Source organism: Micromonospora sp. URMC 107, assembly GCF_051386315.1.
GTDB lineage: Bacteria > Actinomycetota > Actinomycetes > Mycobacteriales > Micromonosporaceae > Micromonospora.
In genome coordinates this window covers 15235-27807 of the sequence record NZ_JBPQTK010000075.1, presented here as the reverse complement: position 1 = coordinate 27807, position 12573 = coordinate 15235, and the positions used below count along the sequence as shown (strand labels likewise).

Genomic DNA, 12573 nt, shown 5'->3' with positions numbered 1-12573 from the left:
CGACCTGCGGTCCTGGCCGCCGGCGCCGACCCGGTCGACGTGTCCGCGGCGTACGACGACCTGTTCGCGCGCGGCCACCGGCCAGGTCCTCGCCCTGGCGCAGCAGTGGCTCGCCGACGAGCGGTTCGCCGCCTCCCGCCTCGCCGTTCTGACCAGCGGCGCGGTGGCGACCCACCCCGACGCCGACGTCACCGACCTCGCCGGGGCCGCGGCCTGGGGCCTGGTCCGCTCCGCCCAGTCGGAACACGGCGACCGGTTCGTCCTGGTCGACGTCGACGCGGAGACCGGCACCGGGTTGTCGGCCGCGTTCGGCTCCGACGAGCCGCAGCTCGCCGTCCGCGGCGCCGACGTCCTCGTGCCACGCCTGGCGCGGGCCGGCGTCACCGACTCCGCCGTGCCTGTCTTCGAGGGGACCGTCCTGGTCACCGGCGCCACCGGCGCGCTCGGTCGGCTCGTCGCCCGGCACCTGGTCACCCGGCACGGGGTCCGCGAACTGGTGCTGGTCAGCCGCAGCGGACCCGCCGCCGAGGGCGCGGCCGACCTGCGCGACGAACTCGTCGCCCTGGGCGCCGGGGTCACCCTCGCCGCCTGCGACGTCGCCGACCCGGACGCGCTCGCCGCGCTGCTCGCGGCGCACCCGGTGCGGGGGGTGGTGCACACGGCGGGCGTCGTCGACGACGCCGTCATCTCCTCGCTCACCCCGGAACGGGTCGACCGGGTGCTGCGGCCCAAGGTCGACGCCGCGACGAACCTGCACGAGCTGACCCGCGACCTGACCGCGTTCGTGCTGTTCTCGTCGGCCTCCGGGGTGCTCGGCGGCCCCGGCCAGGGCAACTACGCCGCCGGCAACGCCTACCTGGACGCGCTCGCCCAGCACCGACGGGCGAACGGCCTGCCGGCCGTGTCGCTGGCCTGGGGCCGCTGGGAGCAGGCGGGCATGGCGGAGCAGCTGACCGAGGCCGACCTGCGGCGCATGTCGCGCTCCGGCATCGACGCGCTCCCCGTCGAGGAGGCGCTGGCCCTGTTCGACGCGGCGCTGCACGCCCAGGGCATGGTGGCGCCGATCAAGCTCGACCACCGGGCCCTGCGGGAACGCGCCGTCGCGGGCATGGTGCCGCCGGTGCTGCGCGGCCTGGTCCGGGTGCCCGCCAGGCGGGCGGCCGACACCGACGCGGGAGCGGCCGACGCGCTGCGGCAGCGGCTCGCGGGCCGCGACGCCGAGGAGGCCGGGGCCATCCTGCTCGACCTGGTGCGTACCCAGGTCGCGGGGGTGCTGGCCTACCCGGACCCGGCCGCGGTCGCCGCCGACCGGCCGTTCTCCGAGCTCGGCTTCGACTCGCTCACCGCGGTGGAGTTGCGCAACCGGGTGAGCGCCGCGACCGGGCTGCGGCTGCCCGCGACGCTGGTGTTCGACCACCCGACGTCGAACGCCCTCACCGCGTTCCTCCAGGCCGAACTCTCCGGCGAGTCGGGCGGGGACAACGCGGTGCTGGCCGCGTTCGCCGAACTCGACCGCCTCGAGGCGGTCCTGCGCGACGTCGACGAGCAGTCCCGCACCCGGCTGTCGCTGCGGCTGCGCGACGTGCTCTCGAAGCTGGGCGGCGAGCCGGCCTCCACCGGCAACGACATCGAATCCGCGACCGACGACGAGGTCTTCGCTCTCATCGACAGCGAACTCGGGATCTCATGACAGTGCGAGGAGGGCGACCCTAGTGGCCAACGAGGACAAGCTCCGGGACTACCTGAAGCGGGTCACGGTCGACCTGCAGAAGACCCGGCAGCGCCTGCACGAGGTGGAGGCGTCCGCGCACGAGCCGGTCGCGATCGTCGGCATGGCCTGCCGCTACCCGGGCGGCGTGGCGAGTCCCGAGGACCTGTGGCGGCTCGTGGAGTCCGGGACCGACGCCACCGGCGCGTTCCCGACCGACCGCGGCTGGGACCTGGAGTCGCTCTACGACCCGCAGTCGCTACGGGAGGGCACCTCCTACACCTCGCGCGGCGGCTTCCTGTACGACGCGGCGGACTTCGACCCGACGTTCTTCGGCATCAGCCCCCGCGAGGCGGTCGGGCTGGACCCCCAGCAGCGGCTGCTGCTGGAGGTCGCGTGGGAGACCCTGGAGCGCGCCGGCATCGACCCCGCCTCGCTCGCCGGCAGCCCGACCGGCGTGTTCACCGGCCTCATGTACCACGACTACGCCGGCAGCAACAGCTCCGGCAGCGTGGTCTCCGGCCGGGTCGCCTACACGCTGGGACTGGAGGGGCCGGCGGTCACCGTCGACACCGCCTGCTCGTCGTCGCTCGTGGCGCTGCACCTGGCGATCCAGGCCCTGCGCCGGGGCGACTGCACCCTCGCGCTCGTCGGCGGCGTCTCGGTCATGGCGACGCCACTGACGTTCGTCGAGTTCTCCCGCCAGCGTGGCCTGTCGCCGGACGGGCGGTGCCGCTCGTACTCGGCGGACGCCGACGGCACCGGGTTCGCCGAGGGTGTCGGCGTGCTGCTGGTGGAGCGGCTGTCGGACGCGCTCGCGCACGGCCACCGCGTGCTGGCGGTCGTCCGGGGCTCCGCGGTCAACCAGGACGGCGCGTCGAACGGGCTGACCGCGCCGAACGGGCCGTCGCAGCAGCGGGTCATCGAGGCCGCGCTGGTCGACGCGGGCCTGTCGACGCGCCAGGTCGACGTGGTCGAGGGACATGGCACCGGCACCACCCTGGGTGACCCGATCGAGGCCCAGGCGCTGCTCGCGACGTACGGCCAGGACCGGGAGGACCCGCTCTGGCTCGGCTCGGTGAAGTCGAACATCGGCCACACCCAGGCCGCGGCCGGGGTCGCCGGGGTCATCAAGATGGTCGAGGCGATCCGGCGCGGCGTCCTGCCCGCGACGCTGCACGCCGAGCAGCCGTCGGACCAGGTGGACTGGACGGCCGGCAACGTGCGGCTGCTGACCGCCGCCACGCCGTGGCCGCGGACCGGTCAGCCGCGCCGGGCCGGTGTCTCGTCGTTCGGGTTCAGCGGCACGAACGCCCACGTGATCGTGGAGCAGGCGCCGGACGCCGACGCGCCCGAGCCCGCCTCGGCGCCGGTGACGTCGCTGCTGCTCACCGCCCGCGACGCCAACGCGCTGCGGGACCAGGCGCGGCGGCTCTCCGCCGTGGTGTCGCAGGTGGAGCCGGCCGAGCTGGGTTACGCCCTGGCCACCACCCGGTCCCGCTTCGCGCACCGGGCCGCGGTCGTCGGCGCCTCCGCCGAGGAACTCGGTGCCGGCCTGGCCGCCCTGGCGCGCGACGAGCAGGCCGCCAACCTGGTCCGCGGCCGGGTGGCGGACGGCCGGGTCGCGATGCTCTTCTCCGGGCAGGGCGCGCAGCGCCTCGGCATGGGCAGCGGGCTGTACGCGGCGTACCCGGAGTTCGCGGCGGCGTTCGACGAGGTGTGCGCCGCCCTGGACCCGCACCTGGACCGGCCGCTGCGCGAGGTCCTCGACACCGAGGACCTGCACCGGACCGGCTGGACCCAGCCCGCCCTGTTCGCCGTCGAGGTGGCCCTCTACCGGCTCGTCCGGTCCTGGGGCGTCACCCCGTCGGTCCTGGCCGGGCACTCGATCGGCGAGCTGGCAGCCGCGCACGTCGCGGGGGTGTTCCCGCTCGCCGACGCGGCCCGCCTGGTCGCGGCCCGGGGCCGGCTGATGCAGGCGCTGCCGGCGGGCGGGGCGATGCTGGCCGTCCAGGCCACCGAGGACGAGGTCGCGCCGCTGCTCGGCGCGGACGTCGACATCGCCGCCGTCAACGGCCCGGACTCGGTGGTCGTCTCCGGCACCGAGGAGGCGGTGGCGGCGGTGGCCGAGCGGTTCGCCGACCGCCGGACCCGGCGGCTGACCGTGTCGCACGCCTTCCACTCGCCGCTGATGGACCCGATGCTCGCGCAGTTCCGGGCGGTGGCCGAGACGGTCTCCTACGCGCCGCCGACCATCCCGCTGGTCTCCACGGTCACCGGCGCGCCGGCCGGCGACGAGCTGGCGACGCCGGAGTACTGGGTCGGGCAGGTCCGCGCGACCGTGCGCTTCGCGGACGCGGTACGCGCCGCCGCCGCGACCGGCGCCACGACGTTGCTCGAACTGGGCCCGGACTCGGTGCTCGCCACCATGGCGGCGGACTGCCTGGACGGCGACGTGCTGGCCACGCCGGTGCTGCGCCGGGACCGGGACGAGCCGCGCGCCCTGGTGGAGGCGCTGGCGCGGCTGGAGACCCGGGGCGTCACGGTGGACCCGGAGGCGTTCTACCACCGGTCCGGGCGCTCCTGGGTCGACCTGCCGACGTACGCCTTCCAGCACGAGCGCTTCTGGCAGGACAGCGTCGGGCCGGCCGCCACGGGCGAGGCCGGCGACGACGACGGCCTCTGGGCGGCGGTGGACAGCGGCGACCTCGACACGGTGGTCACCACGCTCGACGTGGACCCGCAGGCCCCCCTGGCGTCGGTGCTGCCCGCGCTCTCCGCGTGGCGCCGGGGTCGGCAGGAGCGGTCCGCGCTGGACGGCTGGCGTTACCAGGCACGGTGGGAACGCCGTCCCGGCGGCACGCCGGCGGCGCTGACCGGCACCTGGCTGCTGGTGGTACCCGAGCCGGCCGTGACGGGCGACACGGGTGGCGCGGTCGCCGACGCGCTCGCCGCGCACGGCGCCACCGTCGTCACCACCGACCCGGCCGCCGTCGCGGACCACCTCGACGGGGAACTCGCCGGCGTGGTCTCCCTCCTCGGGCTCGACGAGGCGTTCCTACCCGGGCACCCCGGCGTCCCGGCGGGCGCCGCGGCCACCCTCGACCTGATCCGTACGCTCGCCGGGCGGGGCGTCGCGCTGTGGTGCCTCACCCGTGGGGCCGTCGCCACCTCCCCGGCCGACCCGGTGACCGGCGTGGCGCAGTCGCAGGTGTGGGGCCTCGGCCGGGTCGCCGCGCTGGAACTGCCCGACACCTGGGGCGGCCTGGTCGACCTGCCCGCCCGCCTCGACGAGCGCTGCGCCGCCGCGCTGGCCGGCGTGCTCGCCGGCATCGGGGAGGACCAGGTCGCGGTGCGCCCGGACGGGGTGTTCGTCCGCCGGCTGCACCGCGCGCCGGTGAGCGGCGCCCCGCGCTGGCGCGGCGCGTCCGGCACCGTCCTGGTCACCGGCGGCACCGGCACCCTCGGCATCGAGGCCGCCCGCCTGTACGCGCGGCACGGCGCCGAGCGGCTCGTGCTGCTGAGCCGGCGCGGCACCGCCCCCGCCGAGGCCCTCGACGAGCTGCGCGGGCTGGGCCCGGAGGTCGACGTCGTGGCCTGCGACGTGGCCGACCGGGCGGCCCTGGAGGCGGTGGCCGACCGCTACCCCGACGTGCGCGCCGTGGTGCACGTGGCGGGCCTGGCCCAGCTCACCGGCATCGTGGACATGGACCTCGCCGAGTTCACCAATGTCGTCTCCGCGAAGGTCGCCGGCGCCGCCAACCTCGACGCGATCTTCGCGGAGCGGGACCTCAACGAGTTCGTGCTCTTCTCCTCCGTGGCCGGCGTCTGGGGCAGCGGCGGCCAGGCCGCCTACGCCGCCGGCAACGCGCACCTGTGTGCCCTCGCCGAGGCGCGGCGCGGCCGGGGACAGCCGGCCACCGCCCTCGCCTGGGGCCCGTGGGCCGAGAGCACGCTGGTGGACGACGAGATCTCGGCCTCGCTGCGCAGGCGGGGCCTGGCGCCGATGGCGCCGGAGCGGGCCGTCGCGGCCATGCGTACCGCCCTGGCGGCCGGCGACACGGACGTGCTGCTCGCCGACGTGGACTGGGCCACCTTCGTGCCGTCGTTCACCGCGCTGCGGCCGAGCCGGCTGTTCGACGCCATTCCCGAGGCGGTCGCCGACGAGGCGCCGACCGACACGTCCACCTCGTCGGACTTCGCCCGCCGCCTCGCCGACCTGCCGGAGGCGGAGCGCCTCGACCACGTCGTCGGGCTGGTCCGCACCCAGGTCGCCCTCACGCTCGGCTACGCGGGCCCGGAGGCGGTCGAGTCGACCTCCGCGTTCAAGGAGCTGGGCTTCGACTCGGTCACCGCCGTGGAGTTCCGCAACCGGATGGTCGAGGCCACCGGCGTACGGCTCTCCGCGGCCGTCGCCTTCGACTACCCGACGCCGGTCGCGCTGGCCGAGCACCTGCTGGAGACCGGGCGCACCGAGGTGGTCGTCGGCGCCGTCGCCGCCGACGAGCCGATCGCCATCGTCGGTATGAGCTGCCGGTTCCCCGGTGGCGTCGGCTCGCCCGAGGAGCTGTGGGCGATGCTGCGCGAGGGACGCGACGGCATCGGCCCGTTTCCCACCGACCGCGGCTGGGACCTCGACAGCCTGTTCCACCCCGACCCGGAGCACTCCGGGACCAGCTACGTGCGCGAGGGCGGCTTCCTCGCCGACCTGCCGGGCTTCGACGCGGCCTTCTTCGGCATCAGCCCGCGCGAGGCCGAGGCGATGGACCCGCAGCAGCGGCTCGTGCTGGAGGCGTCCTGGGCGGCCTTCGAGGACGCCGGCATCGACCCGACCACGCTGCGCGGCAGCGCGACCGGGGTGTACGTCGGCGCCAACAACATCGACTACGCCCGGATCACCGGCGCGGCGGGCGCCAGCGCGGAGGGCTTCATGGCCACCGGCAACGCCGCGAGCATCATGTCCGGTCGCCTGTCGTACGTGCTGGGGCTGGAGGGCCCGGCCGTGACGGTGGACACCGCCTGCTCGTCGTCGCTGGTCGCGATGCACCTGGCGGTGCGGGCGCTGCGCTCGGGCGAGTGCGCGATGGCGGTCGCGGGCGGCGTGACCGCCATGTCGACGCCGGGCGCGTTCCTGGAGTTCAGCCGGATGCGCGGGCTCGCCCCGGACGGGCGCTGCAAGGCGTTCGCGGCCGGCGCGGACGGCACCAACTGGGGCGAGGGCATCGGCGTGGTCGTGCTGGAGCGGCTCTCCGACGCGCTCGCCGCCGGCCACGAGGTGCTCGCCGTGGTACGCGGGACCGCCGTCAACCAGGACGGCGCGTCCAACGGGCTGACCGCGCCCAACGGGCCGGCGCAGCAGCGGGTCATCCGGCAGGCGCTCGCCGACGCCGGGCTGTCCACCGCCGACGTCGACGTGGTCGAGGCGCACGGCACCGGCACGACGCTGGGCGACCCCATCGAGGTCGACGCGCTCTTCGCCACGTACGGCCGCGACCGCGCCGGGGACCGGCCGCTCTGGCTCGGCTCGGTGAAGTCGAACATCGGCCACACCCAGGCCGCCGCCGGCGTCGCCGGGGTGATCAAGATGGTGCTCGCGCTGCGGCACGGCGAACTGCCCCGGACCCTGCACGTCGACGAGCCGACGGCGCACGTCGACTGGTCGGGCGGGGTGCGGCTGCTGGCCGAGCCGCAGCCGTGGCGGCGCGACGGCCACCCCCGTCGCGGCGGCGTCTCCTCGTTCGGGTTCAGCGGCACCAACGCCCACCTCGTCATCGAGGAGGCCCCGGAGGCGCCCGAGACCGCCCGGTCGTACGGCGACGAGCCCGTCGCGCTCGTGCTCTCCGCCCGGTCGGACGGCGCGCTGCGCCAGCAGGCCGCCGAACTCCAACCGTTCCTGGCCGACGTGCCGCCCCGCGACCTGGCGTACTCGCTCTCCCTGCGGACCACCCACCCGCGCCGCGCGGTCGTGGTGGGCCGGGCCGACGAGCTGCGCGCCGGCCTCGCCGCGCTCGCGGCGGGGGAGCCCGCGCCGAACCTGGCCACCGGGGTCGCCGCCGGCGCGCCGGGGAAGGTGGCGTTCTCCTTCCCCGGGCAGGGCTCGCAGTGGATCGGCATGGCCGTGGAGCTGCTCGACGCCTCCCCGGTGTTCGCCGCGCGGATGGCCGAGTGCGAGGCCGCGCTGGCGCCGCACGTCGACTGGTCCCTGGAGGCCGTCCTGCGGCAGGGGGAGGAGCTGGACCGGGTGGACGTCGTCCAGCCCGTCCTGTTCGCCGTCATGGTGTCGCTCGCGGCGCTGTGGCGGTCCCACGGGGTCGAGCCTGCCGCCGTGGTGGGGCACTCCCAGGGCGAGATCGCCGCCGCCTGCGTGGCGGGCGCGCTCTCCGTGGCGGACGCGGCCAGGGTGGTCGCCCTGCGCAGCCGGGCGCTGCTGCGCCTGTCCGGCAAGGGCGGCATGGTCTCCGTGCCGCTGCCGGTTGCCGAGGTGCGGGAACGGCTGGAGCGCTTCGGCGGCCGGGTGACCGTCGCGACCGTCAACGGGCCGCGCTCGACGGTGGCGGCCGGCGAGCTGGACGCCCTCGACGAGCTGCTGGCCGAGTGCCAGCGCGACGGCGTGCGCGCCAAGCGCATCGACGTGGACTACGCGTCGCACTCGGCGTACGTGGAGGAGCTGCACGAGGAGCTGCGCGACGTCCTGGCCGGGCTGGAGCCCCGCCGGCCCGACGTGCCGCTCTACTCGACGGTGGACGACCGCTGGCTGGACGACGTCGCGATGGACGCCGAGTACTGGTACCGCAACCTGCGCCAGACCGTCTGGTACGAGCCGGCCATTCGGGCCCTGCTCGACGCGGGCGTCACCACGATCGTCGAGGTCAGCCCGCACCCCGTGCTGACCATCGGCGTGCAGGACGTCATCGACGACGCGGAGGCCACCGCCACCGTGGTCGGCTCGCTGCGCCGCGACGAGGGGGGCCTGGCGCGTTTCCTGCTCTCCCTGGGCGAGGCGCACGTCCACGGCGTCCACCCGACGTGGGGGTACGAGGGCGCGCGGCGGGTCCGGCTGCCCGGCTACCCGTTCCAGCACGAGCGGTTCTGGCCGGCCGTCGCGCCGGCCACCGCCGACGCGGCCGGGCTGGGCCTCGCCGCCACCGAGCACCCGCTGCTCGGCGCGGCGGTCGCGCTGGCCGACACCGACGGCCTGCTGTTCACCGGCCGCATCTCGGTGGCCGCCCACCCGTGGCTGGCCGACCACCGGGTCGGTGGCCAGGTCTTCGTGCCCGGCACCGCGCTCGTGGACCTCGCGGTCCGCGCGGGCGACGAGGTCGGCTGCGGCCGGGTCGAGGAGCTGACCCTGACCGCACCCCTGGTGCTGCCCGAGAAGGGCGGGGTCCAGGTGCAGCTGCGCGTGGGCGCGCCCGACGAGAACGGGCAGCGGCAGCTGACCGTCCACTCCCGGCCGGACGGGGTCGCCACCGACGCGGCGCCGTGGGTGCGCAACGGCGTCGGCCTGCTCGCCCCGGGGGAGTCGGCGGGCGGTTTCGACACCGTGTGGCCGCCGGCGGCCGAGCCCGTGCCGGCCGACGAGCTGTACGCCACCCTGGCCGCGGCCGGTCTCACGTACGGCCCGACGTTCCAGGGCGTACGCCGGGTGTGGCGGCAGGGCGAGGAGGTCTTCGCCGAGGTCGCCCTGCCGGCGGACGCCGCCCGGACGGCGGCCGGGTACGGCCTGCACCCGGCGCTGCTCGACGCCGCGCTGCACCCGCTCGCGCTGGTCACCAGCGGCACGGAGGCGCTGCTGCCGTTCGAGTGGAGCGGCGTGTCCGTGCACGCCGTCGGCGCGACGGAGCTGCGCGTCCGGCTGCGTCCGCGCGGCCGGAACACGGTCGCGGTGACCGTCGCCGACCAGAGCAACACCGTGGTCGCCGAGGTCGAGTCGCTGGTGCTGCGGGAGGCCACCGCCCCCGCCCAGCCGAGCACGCACCACGACGCCCTGTTCCGCCTGGAGTGGACCCCGCTCGCCGCGCCCACGGCCCCGCCGGACGCCCGCTGGGCGGCCCTCGGCGGTTGCACCCTGCCGCAGGACGCCGGCCTCGTCACCGACGCCTACCCGGACCTGGCGACGCTGCGGGCCCGCGTGGCGGACGGCGCGCCGCCGCCCGCCCTGGTCGCGCTGCCCTGTGCGGCCGGCGACGCCGACGACCCCGCCGAGGCGGCCCACCGGGTCGTCCACGACACCCTCGCGGTGCTGCGCGAGTGGCTCGCCGACGAGCGGTTCGCCGACGCCCGGCTGGTCGTCGTCACCCGCGACGCGGTGAGCGTGCACGAGTCGGCCCCCGACCTGGCCAGCTCGCCGCTGTGGGGCCTGCTCCGCTCGGCCCAGAGCGAGAACCCGGACCGCTTCGTCCTGCTCGACGTCGACGACCGCCAGCCGCACCGGGTGCTCGCGGCGGCGGTCGCGACCGACGAGCCGCAGCTCGCCGTCCGCGACGGCGTCCTGCTGGCCCCGCGGCTGGCCCGCGCGGCCAGCAGCCCCGCGCTGGCGGCGCCGCCGGGCGACCGCTGGCGGCTGGACGTCACCGAGCGCGGCACGCTGGACAACCTCGCGCTGCTGCCCGAGGCGGAGGAACCGCGCCCGCTGGGGCCGGGCCAGGTGCGCATCGCGATGCGGGCCGCCGGCCTGAACTTCCGGGACGTGCTGATCGCCCTCGACATGTACCCCGGCGGTGGGGTGATGGGCGGCGAGGGGTCGGGCGTGGTCGTCGAGACCGCGCCGGACGTGACCGGCGTCGCCGTCGGCGACCGGGTCATGGGCCTCTTCCACGGCGCCTTCGGCACCGAGGTGGTCACCGACGCGCGGATGGTCGTGCCGGTGCCGTCGGACTGGTCGTTCGCCACCGCGGCGTCCACGCCGATCGCGTTCTGCACCGCCTACTTCGCGCTGGTCGACCTCGCCCAGGTGAAGCCGGGGGAGCGGGTGCTGGTGCACGCCGCCGCCGGTGGCGTCGGCATGGCGGCGGTCCGGCTCGCCCGGCACCTCGGCGCGGAGGTGTACGGCACCGCCAGCACCGGCAAGTGGGACGCGCTGCGCGCGATGGGGCTGCCGGAGACGCACATCGGCAACTCCCGCACGCTGGAGTTCGAACAGCGGTTCGGCGCGGCCGGCATCGACGTGGTGATCGACTCGCTGGCCAAGGAGTTCGTCGACGCCTCGCTGCGCCTGCTGGGCGCGGGCGGCCGGTTCGTCGAGATGGGCAAGACCGACGTGCGGGACCCGCACCAGGTCGCCGCCGACCATCCCGGCGTCTCCTACCAGGCCTTCGACCTGCTCGCCATCGATCCGGACCGGGTCGGCGCGATCCTGCGCGAGGTGGTCGCCCTGTTCGAGACGGGCGAGATCACGCCGCTGCCGGTGCGGCCGTACGACATCCGGCGCGCCCCGGAGGCGTTCCGGTTCATGTCCAAGGCCCGGCACGTCGGCAAGCTCGTGCTCACCGCGCCGCCCCGGCGGGACCCCGACGGCACGGTGCTCGTCACGGGCGGCACCGGCACCCTCGGTGGCCTGCTCGCGCGGCACCTGGTGACCCGACGCGGGGTGCGGCACCTCCTGCTGACCAGCCGCCGTGGCCCGGACGCCCCCGGGGCCGCCGAGCTGGTGGCCGAGCTGACCTCGTACGGCGCGGAGGTCACCGTCGCGGCGTGCGACGCGGCGGACCGCGCGGCGCTGGCCGAGACCCTGGCCCGGGTGCCCGCCGCGCACCCGCTGACCGCCGTGGTGCACACGGCGGGCGTCCTCGACGACGGGCTGGTCTCCGCTCTGACGCCTGAGCAGGTCGACGCGGTGCTGCGGCCCAAGGTCGACGCGGCGGTCAACCTGCACGAGCTGACCCTGGGCGGCGAGCTGGCCGAGTTCGTCGTGTTCTCCGCGGCGGCCGGCACGATGGGCGGCCCCGGGCAGGGCAACTACGCGGCGGCGAACACGTTCCTGGACGCGCTCGTGGCGCGGCGCCGCGCGGCCGGGCTGCCCGCCCGATCGCTGGCCTGGGGGCTGTGGAGCGAGGCGAGCGGGATGACCGCGCACCTCGACGCCAACGACCGCGCCCGGATGGCCCGCGTCGGGCTGCTGGAGCTGTCGGTGCAGCAGGGCATGGCGCTCTACGACGCGGCGGAGCTGGTCGACGAGCCGCTGCTGGTGCCGATGCCGGTGGACCCGGCGGCGCTGCGCGAGCTGGGCCGGGTGGGCATGCTGCCCGCGCTGCTGCGTGGCCTGGTGCGGGGTCCGTCCCGCCGGGCGGTGGAGCAGGCGGCGCAGTCGCCCGGCGCCCTGCGGGACCAGCTGGCGAGCCAGAGCGGCCCGCAGCGGCGGCACACCGCGCTGGAGTTCGTCAAGGCGCAGGCCGCCGCCGTGCTCGGCCACGCCGGCGCGGGCGCGGTGGACCCCGACCGGCCGTTCACGGAGCTCGGTTTCGACTCGCTGACCGCCGTCGAGTTCCGCAACCGGCTGAAGGCGGCCACCGGCCTGAAGCTCTCCGCCACGATGGTCTTCGACCATCCGACCGCCGCGGCGCTCACCGACCACCTGCTGGCCGGGCTGGCCCCGGCCGAGGCGGACCCGGCCGCGGCGCTGCTGGCCGAGCTGGACCGGCTGGAACGCTCGTTCGCCCAGGCCGGCGCGGCGGGCCTGGAGGAGACGGTCAAGGCACGGATTACCGAGCGGTTGCACGCGGTGATGTCGAATTGGCGTGGCAGGTCCGACGTGGACGCCGAACCTGACGGACCGGACGTGGGCCTGGTGCTGAAGACCGCCTCGGCCGACGAGCTGTTGCGGTTCATCGACGACGAACTCGGCGCCGCCTGATCCGCTCGCGCTG

At 76.3% G+C, this 12573-nt stretch carries 2 protein-coding genes; both read left to right on the top strand.

The features are described from left to right. Positions 1 to 1690 (top strand): type I polyketide synthase (locus ACSNN9_RS17855; RefSeq protein WP_436674472.1); only part of this gene is annotated, 1690 nt, incomplete at its 5' end. 22 nt (positions 1691 to 1712) lie between these two features. Further along, a complete protein-coding gene (locus ACSNN9_RS17850; RefSeq protein ID WP_436674470.1) occupies positions 1713 to 12560 on the top strand; it encodes a type I polyketide synthase in 10848 nt (3615 codons plus the stop codon). Positions 12561 to 12573: the final 13 nt, after the last annotated feature.